The sequence below is a fragment of the Laribacter hongkongensis DSM 14985 genome, from assembly GCF_000423285.1.
Classification (GTDB): domain Bacteria; phylum Pseudomonadota; class Gammaproteobacteria; order Burkholderiales; family Aquaspirillaceae; genus Laribacter; species Laribacter hongkongensis.
On sequence record NZ_AUHR01000001.1, the window covers coordinates 1 to 19,050 of the forward strand.

The following is a 19,050-nucleotide window of genomic DNA, read 5'->3' on the forward strand; positions in this document are numbered from 1 at the left end:
CTGGCTGCCGTTGCTCAGCGTCACCACCAGCGGGCTGCCGGTCACCGCATGGTCGGTGCTGACGGTGTAGGTGATGCTGCCGCCTTCGGCGACGGCCTGGCCGTTGGTGACCGAGCTCAACGTAATGGTGAGGGTACCGGCCGGAGCAGTCGTTGAGGTAGATGCAAGGGCCGAAGGCAAATTGGTCGATGCAATATCGGTAACTGCACCGCTCATACTCAACGGAGAAATCGATTCGACAATTCTTCCAAGCCGGTACGCACTGAAACCGCCATCAGGGCCACCACCGGTCAAACCCGCAGCGGCTTCTTCCAGTGTATTGAACGGGTCAGCATTGTTGGTCAGCGCAGCAATGACCTGCTCGGCTTCGGCGTTCAGCGGCTCGACCTTTGCGTCAGTGGCATCCACGGATCGTGGAACCAGCATTTCCTCGGACAGAAGAACCGTACGCCCTCCATCCAAAGCCACCATTTCCCCGTCTGGACGCATCATGAGCACACTGGCCCCGTCGGCCAGTTCTACACGCTCACCGGCCTGGACAATATCTCCGGACTTGAGTATGCGGGTATGGCCATCTGCTGCTATTGCCTTGACAACACCTTGTACTTCAACGATTTGCCCTTGAGCTGCCATGATACGTTCCTCTGAATGGTATCTGTCGACAGCATCAATTCAACACCTGAAAATGCAAAAAGAATATGGCACCGAAGTGCCATGCGGAGGGTTACAAACGCTGTTGTTCAGGCCAGCTTGATCAACAGCTGCAAGCGGTCTTCCACTCCCAGTTTCTGGAACACGCTGGAAAGATGCTTTTTGACGGTGTTTTCAGAAATGTCCAGTTCCCGGGCAATTTCCTTGTTTGCCAACCCGCGGCGCAAGGCCTGCACGACTTCGCGTTCCCGCTCGGTCAGCAGGGCCCCCGGGCCGTCAATCCCGTCCCGGGACAGGTGATTACCCACCTGCATGCACAACAAGCCGAGCAGATCCCGCCCGATCCAGCTGGCACCACTGGCAACCGTGGCCACCACCTGTTTCAGGAGGTCCGGGGTTGAATATGCATGCGCATAGCCAGCGGCTCCCCGCGTTATCCAGGCAACTCCTTCCGGGTTGGAGGGCGCAGAACTCAGGGCAATCACCCGGCCGTGCAGGCACAGCCCCGGCCAGTCGCATGCGGCAAGACCGGGCATGGACAAATCCACCAGCACAAGCTGCTGCAATCGCAATTGCGGCTCCAGGTCACGGAAAGATTGCAGATGCCGGCATGCTTCCGGTGAAAGGGCTTTCTGCCATGTCAACGCCAGCGTATCGCTATGTGTCAGCAACAGAATCATGCAATCACCGTTCGGTTAGTGCAGTCGCTTTGGCGCGCAGCACGGGCTTGAGCAGATAGGACAGGATTGTTTTCTTGCCGGTCATGATGTCCACCTGGGCCACCATGCCGGGCATGATCGGCAACTTTTGCTCTCCCAGCCGGGAACCTTTGGTCCGTACCTTGACGATATAGAAAGCATTGCCTTTGTCATCGGTAATGGTATCGGCTCCGATGTTTTCCACCTCGCCTTCCATGCCCCCATAGACGGTGTAGTCATAAGCGGTGTAGCGAACCACGGCCCGCTGTCCGGGATGCAGGAAAGCGATATCCCGGGGCGAAATGCGAGTTTCAAGCAACAGACCGTCATCCAGCGGCACGATTTCAACAATATCCTTGCCCGGCTGGACCACGCCTCCGATGGTATTCAGATACAGTCGCTTGACCTCGCCGTTCACGGGTGAGCGGATTTCGGACAGCCTGACCTTGTCCTCCAGTGCCACGCTGCCTTCGGACAGGCTGTTGAGCTTGCCCATGGTTTCGGACAGCTCGCTTGAAGCCTTGTTCCGGAAAGTCAGCTCCACTTCCTCTATCTTGCGACTGGCTTCGGTAATGGCCGCCTGAATCTTGGGAATCTGCGCGTTGGCCTGTTCGCGCTCACCACGATAACGGGCAACATCCCTCTCCAGCCGCATCAGATCCACGTCGGATACGGCTCCGACATCTTTCAGCGGACGGGTAACGGCCAGCTCTTTTGCCGTCAGGTCGTAGCTTTGTGCCGCTTGGGATGCCCGTGCCCGGACTTCGCTCAGTTCCTGCTGACGCTGGGTCTGCTGCTGCCGGGCAATCGACAAGCTGGCTTCCAGCTCCAGGCGGGATGACTCATACAAACCACGTTCCTGTGCCGCCACTTCAGGCGCTTCCTGAATCACCTGGGCCGGCATTTCGAACGGAGTCTGCTCGGTAATCGCACGCAAGCGTGCGGCTTTCGCCAGCAAGGACAGGTACTGCGCCTGGTTTTCACGCAGGGAAGACACAAACCGGGTGTTGTCCACCTTGAGCAGCAATTGTCCTTTTTTGACAACCTGCCCTTCCTTGACCAGGATTTCCGACACCACGCCACCATCCAGGCTTTGCAAATGCTGGTTCTGTCCGGACGGAATCACCTTGCCCTCGCCGCGCGAAACCTCATCCACCCTGGCCAGCGCCGCCCACAGCACTGCGCAGACAGCCAGGGCCAGCAGTGTCCAGACGAAAACTCGCGGCCGGTTGGGCTTTTGCTCAAGGATTGCCCAGTCGGCATCCATGGCAAAGTCCGTACGGTCAGACAGGTCGCGTGCCGCGGCCCAGTCCATCAATCGCTCGAACCAAGGATTGCTGCGTGCCCGCGCCCGCAGCATCCGGTCTTGCAGCCATGCCTTCAGTCGCGCTTTCATGCTGCCACCCCCGTGACCTGCCCACCCTGAAGAGCCTGTATGACCTGTGCTTTCGGACCATCAGCAACAATCCGTCCCTGGTCAATCACGATCAAGCGATCCACCAGTGACAAAAGGGCATTGTGGTGCGTCACCAGTACCAGCGTCCGTCCCGGCAGCACCGACTCCAGCGTCTGGTAGATCTGTCGTTCCGTGCTGTGGTCCATGTTACTGGTGGGCTCGTCCAGCAACAGGATGGGCGGCGAATTCAGCAGGGCCCGGGCAATGGCCACGGCCTTGCGCTGCCCGCCGGACAGTGTGTCGCCCCGCTCACCAATGATCATGTCAAAGCCTTGCGGATGACTGTTTACGAACCCTGTCAGGCCGGCCTGGTCCGCCGCCGCCGCGACACTGGCATCGTGGACATGGGGAGAACCCATGGCGATGTTGTCGCGCAGGCTGCCATAGAACAGCACGACATCCTGTGGCACATATCCGATGTTGCGCCGCAGTTCGGCCGGATCGATCTGGTTGGTGTCGATGCCGTCCACACGGATGCTGCCCCCGGTTGGCCGGAACAGCCCGAGAATCAGCTTTTGCAGGGTGGACTTGCCCGACCCGACCCGACCGATGATGGCAACCCGCTCGCCGGCCCGGATCCTGAACGACACGTTGTCCAGCGACGGCAACGGAGAAGCCGGATAATTGAACGAAACATCCCGGAACTCTATTTCGCCTTTGAAATGGGTACGGTGAAAGAACGAAACATCCTTTTCACGCTCGACCGGCAGCTTCATGAAGGAATCCAGCGCACCCAGCGACGTCCTGGCATTGTGGTATTGCGTCAGCAGGCCCACCACTTGTCCGAGCGGTGCCATGGCCCGGCCACACAGCATGACTGCGGCAATCACCCCGCCCTGGGATACCAGGCCATTCATGATCAGGTACACACCCAGTACCAGCATGGCAATCGAGGTGGTCTGCTGGATCAGGCCGGAAAAATTGACCGTACTGGAAGCCAGCAGCTTGAGCCGGGTACCGACCTGGGCCAGAAACAGCGTGGACTGTTCCCACTTGCCCTGCTGCTCACCCTCGGCCGCCAGTACCTTGAGCGTGTCGAGGTTGGCCAGGTTTTCCACCAGATGGGCATTCTTCTGTGACGCCGCACGCAAGGTGGTTTCCGTCAGCTCCTGCATTTTTTCCTGCACCAGCCAGGCAAATCCCAGCATCAGGACGCCACCGGCCACGACCGGCAACATCATCCACGGAGACACCCAGCCAATAGCCAGAATGAAGATCAGGGCAAACGGCAGGTCGATCAGGCCGGTGATCGAGGCCGAAGCGATGAAATCCCGCACGGTTTCAAATGCCCGCAGGTTGGCGGCAAAAGCCCCCACCGAGGCTGGCCGGGCCTCCATGCGCACCCCCAGCACCCGCTCCATGATCAGGGCAGACAGGGTGACATCAATGCGCTTGCTGGCAAGATCAACCAGATAACCACGCGTCACCTTGAGCATGAAATCAAACAGCAGGACCAGGGCTGCGCCTGACGTCAGCACCCACAGGGTATCGGTCGCCATGTTGGGCACGACCCGGTCGTACACGTTCATGGTGACAATCGGCGTCACCAGTGCAAACAGGTTGATGAGCAGTGCGGCCACCAGGGCATCACGGTACAGCGGCCAGCTGGAATACACCGTTCCCCAGAACCAGTGCCGAGACCGGATTTCTGCCAGCTCCGGTGCCCGGCGCTCGAAACTGAAGCGGGGTTTCACGAAAATCGACAACCCCAGATGGTTGGCCATCAGGGTGTCGAGCGGCATGTCGACCGTGGAATCCGGCAGTTCCGGATAGCTGATCTGCGCCATGTCCCCCTCGATCCCGCGCAGGATGCAGGCTTCGTTGTCCTTCAGCAGCAGGACCGCAGGCAGCAGGTCTGCCCGCAGCGAGGTCAGTGGCTGGCGGACCACCCGCGAAACCAGGCCGATCCGGCGGGCCGACCGGGCAAACATCGACGGTGTCAGCCGGTGCTCCACCAACGGAATGCCGGCTACCAGTGCCTCTCGCGTGGTGGCAATGCCATAGGCGCGTGCCAAGGAAAACAGGCAGTCCAGCAGCGGGTCAACATGGGTCGACTGACGGGAAAACTGGGCGCCGGGATCCGGAGCGGTCGAACTGTCCATATGCTTCCTTGCTACTGCCTGACAGGCTTCGTTTAATCCATTGGGGTATATACCATTCCAAAAACATAACCAAATCTACAAATTACATCAGCCATGAAAAAAGCTGCCCGCAGGCAGCTCTGGTTCACGTCCGGTTTTGTCGGTTTCAACCGGCCGTCAGCATGCCGTTGTGGCGCAGCAAAGGCTCCAGCTCCGGCTCCCGCCCACGGAAGGCCTTGAACGATTCCATGGCCGGACGCGAGCCGCCCACCGCCAGAATCTCGTTCCAGAAGCGGCGACCGGTATCCGGATTGGCGCCCCCCTGCTCCTCGAAGGCGGCATAGGCATCTGCCGACAGCACCTCGGCCCACTTGTAGCTGTAGTAGCCCGCTGCATAGCCGCCGGCGAAGATGTGGCTGAAACTGTTGACGAAGCGGTTGTAGGCCGGCGGCAGGTTGACCGCCACCTCGCGGCGCACCTCGGCCAGCAAGGCTTCCCAGTCGTCTGCCTCCGGACTGAATTCACTGTGCAGCAGCATGTCGAACAGCGAGAACTCGATCTGGCGCACCGTCATCATGCCGCTCTGGAAGTTCCGGGCGGCCAGCATCTTGTCAAACAGGGCGCGTGGCAGCGGTTCGCCACTGTCCACATGGGCGGTCATGCCTTGCAGCACGTCCCACTCCCAGCAGAAATTCTCCATGAACTGGCTCGGCAGTTCGACCGCATCCCACTCTACCCCGCTGATGCCGGACACGCCCGGCACGTCGATGCGGGTCAGCAGATGATGCAGGCCGTGGCCGAATTCGTGGAACAGCGTGGTGACTTCGTCGTGGCTGAACAGCGCCGGCTTGCCACCGACCGGTGCCGAGAAATTGCAGGTGAGATACGCCACCGGCGTCACCGTATCGCCCGCGCGGGAGCGACGGCCTCGCGCGTCATCCATCCACGCCCCGCCGCGCTTCTGCGCCCGGGCATAGAGATCCAGATAGAACTCGCCCAGCTTGCTGCCATCCTGACGGATTTCAAAGAAACGTACGTCCGGATGCCAGGTTTCGGCCGAGGTTTCCACCACGTCGATGCCGTACAGGGTCTTGACCACGCCAAACAGCCCGGCCAGCACCCTGGGTTCGGGGAAATAGGGCTTCACGTCCTGCTCGCTGAAGGCATAGCGGGCCACGCGCAGTTTTTCCGACACAAAGGCCAGATCCCACGCGGCCAGCTCGCTCATGCCCAGTTCGGCCTTGGCAAAGGCTTCCAGCTCGGCGCGGTCTTTCTCGGCAAACGGCTTGGCACGCACGGCCAGATCCCGCAGGAAAGTGGTGACTTCCGCCGGCGTGTCAGCCATTTTCGGCGCCAGTGACAGCTCGGCGTAATTGGCAAAGCCGAGCATGGCGGCTTCTTCGGCCCGCAGCTTGAGGATGTCGCGGATCAGCGGCGCGTTATTCCACTTTTCCTCGCCAAACTCGGAAGCCCGGGTGACATAGGCGCGATACAGCGTTTCGCGCAGCGGCCGGTGGGTGCCGTACTGCATCAGCGGGTAATAGAACGGGAATTGCAGGGTGATCTTGTAGCCGTCCTTGCCGTCTGCCTCGGCAGCGGCGCGGTACATGGCTTTTACATCGGCCGGCACGCCGTCGATTTCCGCTTCGCTGGCGTAATAGGCAAAGGCATCGGTGGCATCCAGCAGATTCTGCTCGAAGCGGGCATCGAGATCCGCCAGCTGGAGCTGGATCTCGGTAAAGCGCGGCTTGTCGCTGTCCGGCAGCTCGGCCCCGCTCAGACGGAAGTCGCGCAGTTCGTTCTGCAACACTTTTTGCTGCGGCGCAGACAGCTGCGCGTAGGCCGGGCTGGCCACCAGCGCCTTGTATTTTTCGAACAGGGCGAGGTTCTGCCCCAGTTCGGTGAAGAAAGCCGAAATTTTCGGCAGGTTGCTGTTGTAGGCCTCACGCAGCTCGGGCGTATTCACCACGCTGTTGAGGTGCGACACCGGCCCCCACACGCGGCCGATGCGTTCGGTGGCCGCATTGAGCGGTTCGACGAAATGCTCCCAGTCCGGCGTGGCCGGGTCGGCCAGCAGTCGCTCGACCACCACGCGGGCATCGGCAATGGTGCTCTCCACGGCCGGCGCCACATGCTCGGGCCGGATCAGGGCAAACGGAGGCAGGTTCGGGTAATCGATCAGCGGATTGTCAGTCATCTCGGGTAGGTCCTCGGCTGCGGCACGCAGCATGGATTTTTGTGCCGGCCACCGTCATGATGGCGTTTTCCAGACTAGGCAAATGGGGCTGCGATGGCGAAAGACAATCGGTCGGTCTGCATTGACAGCCATTTGTCGCGACCGGAGCCACGCCATGCTGCTTGAACTCGCCGGCTGGATCACCGCCACCACGCTCGTCACCATGCTGGTGCACATCTATGCCCTGATCGGCCTGTGGCTGCTGCTGGGCCACCTGCTCGGGCGGTCAGTCCGCCACCGGCGGATCGGCCATGTCGAACTGGCGCTGGCAACAGCCGGACTGGTCGTCGTGCATCTGCTGGAAATGCTGCTGTGGGCCTTACTCATCATGCACCAGACAGACCTGAGCCGCTTCGGCGACGCCCTGTACTACTCGATGATGAGCTACACCACGGTCGGCTACGGTGACGTGGTTCCCCACGGTGACGGCCGCCTGATCGGCAGCATCGAGGCGGTCATCGGTACCCTGATGACCGGACTGTCCACGGCCTGGCTGCTGGCCTTTGTTTCGCGGGCGCTGGTTTCCAAATCACCGGCCTGAACCGGCCGGCAGCCTGCTCCCACCCCGCCTTTCCACTGTCTGCAAGAGGAATTCCATTCATGCAAGCACGCAATATCCGCCGCTTTGACGGCATCACGCCCACGGTACCTGCCAGTACTTTCGTCGACGACACGGCACTGGTCATCGGGGACTGCGTTCTGGGAGAAGAGGCTTCGGTCTGGCCGATGGCCGTGATCCGGGCCGACGTCAATTCGGTACGCATCGGCGCCCGCAGCAACATCCAGGATTTCGCCATGCTGCACGAAAGCCACCGCCGCCCGCCGGCCGATCCGGAAGGCGCGCCCCTGACCATCGGTGACGATGTCACCGTCGGCCATCACGTCACCCTGCACGGCTGCACGATCGGCAACCGCGTGCTGGTCGGCATCGGCAGCATCGTGCTCGACCGGGCCGTCATCGAAGACGACGTGATCATCGGTGCCGGCAGCCTGGTGCCGCCGGGTAAGCGGCTGGAGTCGGGCGGGCTGTACGTCGGCAGTCCGGTCAAGCGGGTCCGCGACCTGACCGACGAGGAAAAGGCGTTCCTGCCCTATTCCGCCGCCCATTACGTGCGGCTGGCAGCACGACATGCCAGCGGTGAATAAGCCATGAGTTACCTTGCACTCAAAGGCGCCCACGCTGGCTTTGCCTACCTGACCCTTCTGTCGTTCACCATCCGCGGCATCTGGATGCTGACGGATTCGCGCCTGCTGACCGCCCGCCTGACCCGCATCGTGCCGCACGTCATCGACACGGCCTTGCTGGTACTCGGCATCTGGCTGGCCTGGAGCGCCCGGTTCAATCCGCTCAACGAACCCTGGCTGATGGCCAAGATCGTGCTGCTGCTGGTGTATGTCGGTCTGGGATCAGTCGCCCTGCGGCCCGGTCGCAGCAAGGCCGTACGCACCGCAGCATATGTCATTTCACTTGCCGTTGTTGTCAGCATCATCATCATCGCCAAGACCAAACCGGCATGGCCACTGGCCTGATGCGGACCTCTTGTGCGTCGCACAAGCCTTCGTCATAAACAATAAACAACCCCAATCACACCGGCTACCCAATGGCAAAACCTGCAAATACATGGCGTTACCATCGTCATAAACAGGGTTTATACCCCCCTATCAGGAAATCTGATTGGAATTAGTCAGGTTGATAGACTTAGTATCGGTTCCAGTGTTCGGGCTTTGATGTCCGGGCGCTACGAATCAGGTGTTTCTTCCTCGTGTTTGCCCCGAAGCCTCGTGCCAGGGGTTTTTTTTTGCCCGCTGCCCGGACTTCAGGCACCGGAACGCAAACCACGCACCAGCAACGCCACCAGGGCAGGAGCCCGCTGTGCCAGCGGATAGTGGTCCCGCTTTGGCGTCATCAGCCAACCTGACAGCGTGCCGTGCATGAAGAACATCACCATTTCGGCCGCTGTCAGCGGATCCACGTCTGCCCGCATTTCCCCGCTGGCCTGAGCTGCCGAAAACACGTCCCGCAGGCGGGTCTGGTTGCCTTCGTGGCTTTCCACCAGCCGTTCGATCGCCGGCCTGAGTTCCTCGATGTACTCCGACTTGTGCAACAGGATATCCATCACCCGCTGCCGCTGCGGATTGGTTACCAGATCGGTCAGGATGTCCGTCAGGATCACTTCCAGCCGGTCCAGCAACGGCCCGGATTCCTGCATCAAGGCATCGAAACGGGCACTGAGCGGCAGCCGGACCCGCTCATGCAGGGCGGTATACAGGTCGCTCTTGTTGCGGAAGTGCCAGTAAACGGCCCCGCGCGTCACACCGGCGGCAGCGGCAATGTCTGCCAGTGAGGTCCGCGAGACTCCACGCTCGGCAAACAGCTGCTCGGCAGCGTCCAGCAACGCAGCCCGTGTCTGCGCAGCTTCTTCCTTGGTTCGTCTCATCGTTTACCCATTCCTGCCTCGATGTGGCGGCGCATTATGCCAATTGTCCGTTCACGCCGGAAAAAGCCTTCCCGGATGCCTGCGGCAGTGACATCCGGACACCGGATTTTCTGTAACGCCACACTTACATACATTCTAGCATGTATATAAAATCCTCCGGATGCCACCTGATGCCGGGTAAAGACCGTTCGCGACCGCACCTGCAAAAACCTGCTTTTTCATGTTTTGCAGCAATGTGGTTTGTATAGTGGGTACAGATAATCCGTATCTTCTTGCCGGCCTGCCCGGATTCACCAACCTGGCGCTTCCCGGCGCGTCGCGGCCCTGAGGCCCGTCGCCGCGGAACACCACACCGACCAACGAGGTTTCCGTGAAGCCCCTGCTCTCACACCGCACCCGTACCGCCCTGCTGCTGCCGCTGGCAGCCCTGCTGGCGGCCTGCAACGACCAGACCGCCCAGCCCTCAGCCCCTCCGCCCGAAGTCAGTGTCATCACGACCAAGGCCGCCGACGTTCCGGTCAGCTTCCAGTACGTGGGACAGGTGGCAGGCTTTCGCGACATCCAGATCCGCGGCCGCGTGAACGGCATCCTGCTCAAGCGCCTTTACCAGGAAGGCCAGTCGGTCAAGGCCGGTACCCCGCTGTTCCAGATCGATCCCGAACCCTACCAGGTAGCGGTCGAGCGTGCCCGTGCAGCACTGGCGGTGCAGCAGGCCAGCCTGATGAATGCCGATCTCAACTACAAGCGCATCGTGCCGCTCTACAAGGAAAACGCCGTCAGCCAGAAGGACCGCGACGACGCACTGGCCACCTTTGAAGCCGCCAAGGCCGCCGTGGCCCAGGCCAAGGCCGCCCTGCACGAAGCCGAAATCAACCTGGGCTACACGCTGGTCACCGCTCCGATTTCCGGCCTGACCAACAAGGCAGCCCAGTCCGAAGGCAGCCTCATCAGTGCCTCGTCGGCCGAAGGCAGCCTGCTGACCAGCATGTCGCAGATCGATCCGATCTACGTCAACTTTGCCTTCTCGGAAAACGAATCGATCGAACAGCGCAAGATGGAAGCCTCGGGCAAGCTGATCGTGCCGCCGGAAAAGAAATTCGACGTCCAGCTGACGCTGGGTGACGGCAGCACCTACAGCCGCACCGGCACCATGAACTTCACCGACAACGTGGTTGACCCGACCACCGGCACCATCAGCGCCCGCGCCCTGTTCCAGAACCCGGACAGCGAACTGCGTCCGGGCCAGTATGCCCGCGTGACGCTCAAGGGCTACCAGTACCGCGACGCCATCACCATCCCGCAGAAAGCCGTGCTGACCACCCAGCAGGGCAAGATCGTCATGCTGGTCGGCCAGGACAACAAGGTATCGCCGCGTCCGGTCACGCTGGGCCAGGAAGTGAACAATGACGTGCTGGTGCTGTCCGGCCTCAAGCCGGGCGAACGCGTGATCGTCGAAGGCCTGGTCAAGGCGCGTCCCGGCCAGCCGGTCAAGATCGTGCCGCTGACCCCGCCGCCGGCTGCGGCCAAGGCACCGGCCGCCAAGCCTGATGCCGCCCAGCCGGAAAAGCTGGCGCCCTCGGCCAAATAAGGAGCGTCCATGTTTTCAGCGTTCTTCATCCGCAGGCCGATCTTTGCCTCGGTGATCTCGATCCTGATCACGCTGGCCGGCCTCGCCGCCATGCGCGTGCTGCCGATCGAGCAATACCCGCAGATCGTGCCGCCGCAGGTCACCGTGACCGCCGTCTATCCCGGCGCCTCGGCCGACGTGATCGCCAAGACCGTTGCCGCTCCGCTGGAGCAGCAGATCAACGGCGTCGACAACATGCTGTACATGCAGTCGTCGAGCGACTCGTCCGGTTCCATGGTGCTGACCGTCACCTTTGCCATCGGCACCGACCCCGACCAGAACACCATCAACGTCAACAACCGCGTGCAGGCTGCCACCGCGCAGCTGCCGCAGGAAGTGCGCCAGCAGGGCGTGACGGTACAGAAAAAGTCCGCCAACATCCTGCAGATCGCCACCTTCAGCTCGCCTGGCGGTGAATACAGCGAACTGTTCATCTCCAACTACGTGCTGCTGAACGTACTGGACGAACTCAAGCGCATTCCGGGCGTCGGTGACGCCTCGATCTTCGGCTCGAAGAACTACTCGATGCGGATCTGGCTGCGCCAGGACAAGCTGGTGCAGCTCGGCCTGACCCCGACCGATGTCGTCAGCGCCATCAAGGACCAGAACTCGCAGTTCGCCGCCGGCAAGGTGGGGGCAGAGCCGATCCAGAACCCGGTCGACTTCACCTACACCGTCACCACCCAGGGCCGCCTCTCTGATCCGGCACAGTTCGAAAACATCATCATCCGCGCCAATCCTGACGGATCGGCCATCTACCTCAAGGATGTCGCCCGCGTCGACCTCGGCGCCCAGGACTACAACTTCGCCGGTACGCTCAACGGCAAGCCGACCATCCCGGTGGGCATCTATCTCGCTCCGGGCGCCAACCAGCTCCAGGTGGCCGAAGACGTCACCAAGGCCCTGGCGCAGATGTCGCAGCGCTTCCCGACCGGCCTCGCCTACAGCATCCCGTACGACACCACCTCTTTCGTGAAGATCTCGATCGAGGAAGTGCAGAAGACCCTGTTCGAGGCCATGGTGCTGGTGTTCCTCGTGGTTTACCTGTTCCTGCAGAACTGGCGCGCCACGCTGATCCCCTGCCTGGCCGTGCCGGTGTCGATCATCGGCACCTTCGCCGGCATGTACGCGCTCGGCTTCTCCATCAACACCCTGACGCTGTTCGGCATGGTGCTCGCCATCGGCATCGTGGTGGACGACGCCATCGTGGTGCTGGAAAACGTCGAACGCATCATGTCGACCGAAAAGCTCGGTCCGGTGGATGCCTCGATCAAGGCCATGCAGGAAGTGTCCGGCCCGGTGGTCGCCATCGTGCTGGTGCTGTGCGCCGTGTTCGTGCCGGTTGCCTTCATGGGCGGCCTGGCCGGCCAGATGTACAAGCAGTTCGCCATCACCATTGCCGTTTCGGTGGTGCTGTCCGGCATCGTGGCCCTCACGCTGACGCCGGCCCTGTGCGCCCTGCTGCTCAAGGAAGGCCACAGCCACCCCAACCGCTTCTTCGTCTGGTTCAACAACTTCTTCGACCGCATGACCGCGCGCTACACCGCCGGCGTGCGCTTCTTCCTCAAGCGCACCGGCGTCGGCCTGCTGGTGTTTGCCGGCCTGATCGCCATCACCATCGGCCTGTTCCGTGCCGTGCCCTCGAGCCTCGTGCCGAACGAAGACCAGGGCTACGTGCTGGCTGCAGCCTTCCTGCCGGATGCCGCTTCGCTGTCGCGCACCGAAGAGGTGATGAAGCAGTTTGACCAGCAGATGATGAAAAACCCGGCAGTGGCAAACGTGGTGACCTTCTCCGGCTTTGACCTGCTGTCTGGCGCCTACAAGACCAGCGCCGGTATCAGCTTCGTCACGCTCAAGCCGTGGAGCGAGCGCAAGACCGCCGCGCTGTCGTCCGACGCCGTGGTGGGCGACGTGTTCCGCATCGGCGCCGGCATCAAGGGCGGCTTCCTGATGGGGCTGGCACCGCCGCCGATTTCCGGCATGTCGAGTACCGGCGGCTTTGAAGCCTACATCCAGAACCGCGGTTCCGGCGGCAGTGCCGCGCTGGCCGAAGCGGTACAGAAAGTCGTCGCCGCCGCCCAGAAGCGGCCGGAACTGGCCGGTGTCTCCACCACCTATTCGGCCAACGTGCCGCAGCTCTACGTCGAACTCGACCGCGAGAAGGCCAAGTCGTACGGCGTGCCGGTCAGCCAGGTGTTCGACACCCTGCAAAGCACCTTCGGCGCCCTCTACGTCAACGACTTCAACAAGTTCGGCCGCACCTACAAGGTGCAGATCCAGTCGGAATCGGACTACCGCTCGCGTCCGGACGACCTGAACAAGGTCTACGTACGCTCGCAAAGCGGCCAGATGATCCCGCTGGGCTCGCTGATCCACGTGCGCTGGATCACCGGTCCGGAAAACCAGGAACGCTTCAACGTGTTCGATTCGGCCAAGGTCATCGGCGGCCCGGCCCCCGGCTACAGCTCGGGCGAAGCCATTGCCGCCATGCAGGAGGTGACACGCGACACGCTGGGTGACGACTTCACCATCGCCTGGACCGGCTCGGCCTATCAGGAAATCGCCACCGGCGGCACGTCGGCGCAGATCTTCATCTTCGCCCTGATCGTGGTGTTCCTGATCCTGGCCGCACAGTACGAGCGCTGGAAACTGCCGCTGGCCGTGCTGATGGCAGTGCCGTTCGCCCTGTTCGGCGCCATCCTGGCGACTTGGGCGCGCGACCTGTCCAACGACGTGTACTTCCAGGTGGCACTGGTGACACTGATCGGCCTGGCGGCCAAGAACGCCATCCTGATCGTGGAATTCGCCATCCTGAAGCTCGACGAAGGCGTGGACCTGATTCCGGCAGCCATCGAGGCCGCCCACCTGCGCTTCCGCCCGATCTTGATGACCTCGCTGGCCTTCGTGCTCGGCTGCGTCCCGCTGGTGCTGTCGTCCGGCGCCGGTGCGGCCAGCCGTCACTCGCTGGGGACCGGCATCATCGGCGGCATGCTGGGCGCTACCTTCATCGCCACCTTCCTGATCCCGCTGTTCTTTGTCCTGATCATGCGGATCGGCACCCGCAAGAAACCCAAGGCACCGCCGCCCGCTGCGGCAGCCGAACACCATTCCGAGGAGGGCCAGTCATGATGCGCCGCCACTTTGCCATTGCACCCGTGGCGCTCGCCCTGCTGATGACCGGCTGCGCCATCGGCCCGGATTACCAGCGCCCGGTAATGGAGCTGCCGGACAGCTACGGCACGCCCGCCGGCAGCCCGGAACTGCGCATCTCGCGCGACTGGTGGACGCAGTTCAACGATCCGGCGCTCAACGCACTGGAGGACCGCGCCCTCAATTACAACCGCGACCTTGCCGCAGCCGTGGCCCGCATCGAGCAGGCTCAGGCCCAGCTCACCAGCGCCACCGCCGACCTGCTGCCGCAACTGAATGCCGGAGCCGACGCCACCCGCGGCCGCAATTCGCTGTACAGCTCGACCACCGGCACCAATCCGGTAATGGACAGCTACCAGGCCTCGCTGGCGGCTTCGTTCGAACTCGACCTGTGGGGCAAGCTGCGCCGCAACCGCGAGGCGGCCCTGGCCAGCCTGCGCGCCAGCGAAGCGGCCCGCGACACGGTGGCGCTGTCGGTGACCTCCAGCGTGGCCGATGCCTATTTCCAGCTCCGTACCTACGACGAGCAGCTGGACATCTCGCGCCGCACGCTGAAAAGCCGTGAAGAAGCCTTGCAGATTTACGCCAAGCGCTATCACGGCGGCCTGATCTCGGAGCTCGACTACCGTCAGGCCGAGGCGGAAACCGCCACTGCCCGCGTGGCGGTACCCCGCTACGAGCAAGCCGTGTCGCAGGCAGAGACCGCACTCAAGGTACTGGTCGGCGCCAACCCGCGCGAAGTGTTCGAAGCCGAGGTCCCGCGCGGTGAAGAACTGTCGCGGATCGTGGTGCCGCCGGTGCTGCCGGACGGCACGCCGTCCACCCTGCTGCTGGCCCGTCCGGACCTGGTGTCGGCCGAGCAGCAGCTGGTCGCGGCCAATGCCCGCATCGGCGTTGCCCGCGCGGCGTATTTCCCGAGCATTTCGCTGACCGGCGCCGTTGGCAGCGCCAGCCTGGCACTGGGCGAGCTCTTTACCGGCCCGGCCGCCCTGTGGAACTACGGCGGAGCGCTGGCCATGCCGATCTTCAACTGGGGCAAGACCGGTGCCGGCGTCAAGGCCGCCACCGCCCAGCAGAAAGAAGCGCTGGCCAATTACGAGCTGGCAGTACAGAACGCTTTCCGCGATACCCGCGATGCGCTCACCGCCCAGCAGAAATCAGCCGAACAGCTGGCCGCCCAGGATACCCAGGTCAATGCGCTCCAGCGCACTGCACACCTGGCGCGCCTGCGCTACGAAAACGGCTATTCCAGCTATCTGGACGTGCTGGACGCCGAGCGCAGCCTGTTCTCGTCCGAGCTGGACCGGGCCAATGCCCGCCTGGCGCGTCTCAATGCTGCCGTCAGTGTCTACCGGGCACTGGGGGGCGGTTACGACCAGCCGGGAGCACGGGAGATTCCGCCTCCGGTGCTGGTGCAGTAACGGACTGCCACGCCTGCCTCAAAAGCGCCTTCGGGCGCTTTTTTCATACCCGCCACATTGCAATGGCGTTTTGTCTTGCGTAAACAATTACATTCAAATAAAAACACTTTAATCACCATTCATTACGGTGATTAATATCAAAAAGAGTTACCAATACAGAGAATAGTATTTAAATCTGTTAATCACGTTACATACACAAAGGGATGTTCATCATGGATCGTCGCACCCTGCTCAAATCCGGTGGATTGCTGTTCGGCATGGCCAGCCTGGCGGCACTGCCCTCGCAAGGTTACGCTGCGGCACTGACTGCATCAGACAAGAAGCTGATCGGCAAGGTTCCCGTCCCGAGCGCCAATGCGCCGGTCCTGCTGAACTTCAACGAAAACTCGCTGGGCATGTCGCCCAAGGCCACCAAGGCCATCCAGGCCGCCCTGCCGGAAGCCTTCCGCTATCCGGACGCGGCCCGCGGAGAGGTCATCGCTACGCTGGCCAAGGTTAACGGCGTCAAGCCGGACATGGTGTCGCTCGGCAACGGTTCGTCGGAATGCATCCAGGCCACCGTGCACGCCTTTGGCGGCCCGAACGTGCAGCTGGTCGTGCCGGACCCGACCTTTGACTCTGCCGAGGTATACGCCAAGTCGATCGGCATGAAGGTCACCAAGGTGCGCCTGAATGCCGCGCACCAGCTCGACATCCCGGCCATGAAAAAAGCGGTCGAAGCCTTCCCGGGCAAGAGCCTCGTGTACCTGTGCAACCCGAACAACCCGACAGCCACCATCACGCCTGACAGCGAGATTGCCCCGTGGATCAACAGTGCACCGGACAGCGTCACTTTCCTGTTTGACGAGGCCTACCACGAATACGTGACCGACCCGCGCTACCAGAGCGCCGTCAAGTGGGTGCAGGCCGGCAAGCCGAATGTCATCGTGACTCGTACCTTCTCCAAGATCCACGCCCTGGCCGGCCTGCGGATCGGCTACACGCTGGCGGCTCCGGCCACCACCGCGCGCCTGAACGAGTTCTGCTCGATCGACAACACCAACATCGCTGCCGCCGTGGCCGCCAATGCCTCGCTCCAGGACACCGCCTTCATCCAGCGCAGCCTGCAGGCCACCGCCCTGGCCCGCCAGATCACCACCAAGGCGCTGGACGAACTGGGACTGGAATACCTGCCGTCGCAGGCCAACTTCATGCTGCATCGCGTCAAGGGCAGCTCGGCCGCCTACCGCGAAGAAATGAAGAAGCGCCACATGATGGTGGGTCGCCCGTTTGACCACTACGACGGCTGGAACCGCCTGACGCTGGGCACCCCGGGCGAAATGACCGCTTTCGTGGCCGTGCTGAAAGACATGCGCCGCCAGGGTCTGGTCTGATCCCTGCCGGGAACCGTCCAAAAACACAACCGCCCTCAGGGGCGGTTGTGTTTTGTGCTGCCGGACAAGGTGCAGGGGTCACTCCACCCGCTCGCCGTGCAGGACCAGGTCGAGGCCCTCGCGTTCCTCTTCGGTGCTGACCCGCAGGCCCAGCAGCAGGTCCACCAGCTTGAGCAGGACAAAGGTCACGACCAGGGTGTAGCCCACGGTAGCGGCAACCGCGATCGACTGGGTCACGATGCTGCCCTCCACCCCGCCGATGGCGACCACGGCCAGCGGGCCGGTCAGGATGGCCCCGATGATGCCGCCCACTCCGTGCACGCCGAAGGCATCCAGCGAATCGTCATAACCGATCCAGTGCTTGAGGCCGGTGGCCCCCCAGTAGCACACCATGCCGGCCACCGCGCCCAGCAGCAGGGCACCCTTGGGGTCCACAAAACCTGCGGCCGGCGTAATCGCCACCAGACCGGCCACCGCACCCGAGACAATCCCCAGCACCGATGCCTTTTTCTTCATCACCCACTCGGCCAGCATCCAGCTGACGGCGGCGGTGCCGGCGGCAATCTGCGTCACCAGCATCGCCATGCCGGCGCGTCCGCTGGCTTCCAGTGCCGAGCCGGCGTTGAAACCGAACCAGCCCACCCACAGCATCGAGGCACCGACCATGGTCAGCACCAGGTTGTGCGGCGGCATGGCTTCCTTGCCAAAGCCCACGCGCTTGCCCAGCACCAGCGCACATACCAGACCGGCCACCCCGGCGTTGATGTGCACTACCGTACCGCCGGCAAAGTCGAGCACGCCGTCCTTGAACATCCAGCCGGTCGGCTCCCAGACCCAGTGCGCCACCGGCACGTAGACCGCAAACATCCACAGCACCATGAACACCAGCATGGCGGAAAACTTCATCCGCTCGGCGAAGGCTCCGGCAATCAGGGCCGGGGTGATGATGGCAAACGTCATCTGGAACACCACGAACACGGTTTCCGGAATGTTGGCGCCCGCCGTACCGGTCAGCGAATCGATCGCCACCCCGTTGAGGAACATCTTGTCGAGCCCGCCGATAAAGCCGTTGCCCGGCGTGAAGGCCAGTGAATAGCCGAACATGAACCACAGCACCGTCACGACCGAGCAGATGGCAAAGCTCTGCATCAGCGTCGACAGGACATTCTTCTTGCGCACCATGCCGCCATAGAACAGCGCCAGCCCCGGAATGGTCATCAGCAGCACCAGCGCAGTGGATACCAGCATCCACGCGGTATTGCCGGTGTCGAGTTTCGGTGCCGGTACCGGCGGCACGGCAGCGGCCGGAGCAGCCTGTACCGCCGTAGCCGTACCGGCGGCGGCCGTTTCGATCGGTACCGTGCCGTCAGCCGGTGCTGGGGTGGTGATGGAGACCAGCGGAACATGCGCAGGGGTGCCGCTCCGGGTCAGGACGAGGGCGGTGCCGATGCCCAGCACGCCTGCCAGGGCCAGAATGCCGATTGCCTTTTTCATCATGATTCTCCTCTATGAATCATCAGGGCCTGGTGCGTTACACCGCCCGTGCGCCGGTTTCGCCGGTCCGGATGCGCACGACCTGCTCGAGGTCGTATACGAAAATCTTGCCGTCACCGATCTTGCCGGTACGGGCCGCACCTTCGATCGATTCGAGTACGCGATCGAGCTGGTCGTCCTCGATGGCGATTTCCAGCTTGACCTTGGGCAGGAAATCCACCACGTACTCGGCCCCGCGATAGAGCTCGGTGTGGCCTTTCTGCCGGCCAAAACCCTTGACCTCGGTGACGGTGATCCCCTGTACGCCGACGGCTGCCAGAGCCTCGCGCACTTCGTCGAGCTTGAACGGCTTGATGATGGCCGATACGAATTTCATGATTGCGTTCTCCGGGTGTGTCAGAAACAAAATAATTCATATGACATTG

15 protein-coding genes are annotated in these 19,050 nt (G+C 62.3%); 7 read left to right on the forward strand and 8 right to left on the reverse strand.

Annotated elements, in window-relative coordinates:
* The 5 genes from G542_RS18330 to G542_RS0100025 all read right to left on the reverse strand — a co-directional run.
* A partial coding sequence (locus G542_RS18330; protein ID WP_155826564.1) for a retention module-containing protein occupies positions 1–633 on the reverse strand: 633 nt, incomplete at its 3' end.
* A 107-nt stretch (positions 634–740) separates the two neighbouring features.
* On the reverse strand, positions 741–1,331 hold the full coding sequence (locus tag G542_RS19385; protein ID WP_051189814.1) for a response regulator transcription factor: 591 nt from the start codon (positions 1,329–1,331) through the stop codon (positions 741–743).
* Between the two features lie 4 nt (positions 1,332–1,335).
* Positions 1,336–2,745, reverse strand: coding sequence for an HlyD family type I secretion periplasmic adaptor subunit (locus G542_RS0100015; RefSeq protein WP_027823071.1), 1,410 nt, complete (start codon positions 2,743–2,745; stop codon positions 1,336–1,338).
* Positions 2,742–4,907, reverse strand: a complete 2,166-nt coding sequence (locus G542_RS0100020; RefSeq protein ID WP_027823072.1) for a type I secretion system permease/ATPase — start codon at positions 4,905–4,907, stop codon at positions 2,742–2,744. The genes G542_RS0100015 and G542_RS0100020 overlap by 4 nt, the downstream gene beginning before the upstream one ends.
* A 145-nt stretch (positions 4,908–5,052) precedes the next feature.
* On the reverse strand, positions 5,053–7,083 hold the full coding sequence (locus G542_RS0100025) for a M3 family metallopeptidase (RefSeq protein ID WP_027823073.1): 2,031 nt from the start codon (positions 7,081–7,083) through the stop codon (positions 5,053–5,055).
* A 154-nt stretch (positions 7,084–7,237) separates the two neighbouring features.
* On the opposite strand from G542_RS0100025, the gene G542_RS0100030 reads away from it, so the two are divergent.
* The 3 genes from G542_RS0100030 to G542_RS0100040 are packed head-to-tail and all read left to right on the forward strand — an operon-like array spanning position 7,238 to position 8,652.
* On the forward strand, positions 7,238–7,663 hold the full coding sequence (locus G542_RS0100030) for a potassium channel family protein (protein WP_034984654.1): 426 nt from the start codon (positions 7,238–7,240) through the stop codon (positions 7,661–7,663).
* Between the two features lie 59 nt (positions 7,664–7,722).
* Positions 7,723–8,268 (forward strand): gamma carbonic anhydrase family protein, encoded by a 546-nt coding sequence (locus G542_RS0100035; RefSeq protein ID WP_012698366.1) that lies wholly within the window; start codon positions 7,723–7,725, stop codon positions 8,266–8,268.
* Positions 8,269–8,271: 3 nt separating this feature from the next.
* Complete coding sequence (locus G542_RS0100040) at positions 8,272–8,652, forward strand: SirB2 family protein (RefSeq protein ID WP_012698367.1); 381 nt, start codon at positions 8,272–8,274, stop codon at positions 8,650–8,652.
* 287 nt (positions 8,653–8,939) lie between these two features.
* Here G542_RS0100040 and G542_RS0100045 read toward each other — a convergent pair whose 3' ends face one another.
* Positions 8,940–9,560 (reverse strand): TetR family transcriptional regulator, encoded by a 621-nt coding sequence (locus G542_RS0100045; protein ID WP_012698368.1) that lies wholly within the window; start codon positions 9,558–9,560, stop codon positions 8,940–8,942.
* A gap of 370 nt (positions 9,561–9,930) precedes the next feature.
* On the opposite strand from G542_RS0100045, the gene G542_RS0100050 reads away from it, so the two are divergent.
* The 4 genes from G542_RS0100050 to G542_RS0100065 all read left to right on the forward strand — a co-directional run bounded on the left by G542_RS0100050 (position 9,931) and on the right by G542_RS0100065 (position 17,131).
* Positions 9,931–11,148 carry an efflux RND transporter periplasmic adaptor subunit gene (locus tag G542_RS0100050; protein ID WP_012698370.1) on the forward strand — a complete coding sequence of 406 codons (1,218 nt, stop codon included), beginning with the start codon at positions 9,931–9,933 and terminating at the stop codon, positions 11,146–11,148.
* A gap of 9 nt (positions 11,149–11,157) precedes the next feature.
* Positions 11,158–14,316 (forward strand): efflux RND transporter permease subunit, encoded by a 3,159-nt coding sequence (locus G542_RS0100055; RefSeq protein WP_027823076.1) that lies wholly within the window; start codon positions 11,158–11,160, stop codon positions 14,314–14,316.
* Complete coding sequence (locus G542_RS0100060; RefSeq protein WP_012698372.1) at positions 14,313–15,758, forward strand: efflux transporter outer membrane subunit; 1,446 nt, start codon at positions 14,313–14,315, stop codon at positions 15,756–15,758. The genes G542_RS0100055 and G542_RS0100060 overlap by 4 nt, the downstream gene beginning before the upstream one ends.
* 212 nt (positions 15,759–15,970) lie before the next feature.
* On the forward strand, positions 15,971–17,131 hold the full coding sequence (locus G542_RS0100065; RefSeq protein WP_027823077.1) for a pyridoxal phosphate-dependent aminotransferase: 1,161 nt from the start codon (positions 15,971–15,973) through the stop codon (positions 17,129–17,131).
* A gap of 78 nt (positions 17,132–17,209) precedes the next feature.
* On the opposite strand, the gene G542_RS0100070 is transcribed toward G542_RS0100065, so the two are convergent.
* Positions 17,210–18,625, reverse strand: a complete 1,416-nt coding sequence (locus tag G542_RS0100070; protein ID WP_027823078.1) for an ammonium transporter — start codon at positions 18,623–18,625, stop codon at positions 17,210–17,212.
* Between the two features lie 37 nt (positions 18,626–18,662).
* Positions 18,663–19,001 carry a P-II family nitrogen regulator gene (locus G542_RS0100075; protein WP_012698375.1) on the reverse strand — a complete coding sequence of 113 codons (339 nt, stop codon included), beginning with the start codon at positions 18,999–19,001 and terminating at the stop codon, positions 18,663–18,665.
* Positions 19,002–19,050 lie beyond the last annotated feature (49 nt).

Bases quoted from the DNA above. Each gene is read 5' to 3' on its own strand.
- G542_RS19385 (WP_051189814.1), bottom strand. From the start codon at position 1,331: ATGATTCTGTTGCTGACACATAGCGATACGCTGGCGTTGACATGGCAG.
- G542_RS0100015 (WP_027823071.1), bottom strand. From the start codon at position 2,745: ATGAAAGCGCGACTGAAGGCATGGCTGCAAGACCGGATGCTGCGGGCG.
- G542_RS0100020 (WP_027823072.1), bottom strand. From the start codon at position 4,907: ATGGACAGTTCGACCGCTCCGGATCCCGGCGCCCAGTTTTCCCGTCAG.
- G542_RS0100025 (WP_027823073.1), bottom strand. From the start codon at position 7,083: ATGACTGACAATCCGCTGATCGATTACCCGAACCTGCCTCCGTTTGCC.
- G542_RS0100030 (WP_034984654.1), top strand. From the start codon at position 7,238: ATGCTGCTTGAACTCGCCGGCTGGATCACCGCCACCACGCTCGTCACC.
- G542_RS0100035 (WP_012698366.1), top strand. From the start codon at position 7,723: ATGCAAGCACGCAATATCCGCCGCTTTGACGGCATCACGCCCACGGTA.
- G542_RS0100040 (WP_012698367.1), top strand. From the start codon at position 8,272: ATGAGTTACCTTGCACTCAAAGGCGCCCACGCTGGCTTTGCCTACCTG.
- G542_RS0100045 (WP_012698368.1), bottom strand. From the start codon at position 9,560: ATGAGACGAACCAAGGAAGAAGCTGCGCAGACACGGGCTGCGTTGCTG.
- G542_RS0100055 (WP_027823076.1), top strand. From the start codon at position 11,158: ATGTTTTCAGCGTTCTTCATCCGCAGGCCGATCTTTGCCTCGGTGATC.
- G542_RS0100060 (WP_012698372.1), top strand. From the start codon at position 14,313: ATGATGCGCCGCCACTTTGCCATTGCACCCGTGGCGCTCGCCCTGCTG.
- G542_RS0100065 (WP_027823077.1), top strand. From the start codon at position 15,971: ATGGATCGTCGCACCCTGCTCAAATCCGGTGGATTGCTGTTCGGCATG.
- G542_RS0100070 (WP_027823078.1), bottom strand. From the start codon at position 18,625: ATGAAAAAGGCAATCGGCATTCTGGCCCTGGCAGGCGTGCTGGGCATC.
- G542_RS0100075 (WP_012698375.1), bottom strand. From the start codon at position 19,001: ATGAAATTCGTATCGGCCATCATCAAGCCGTTCAAGCTCGACGAAGTG.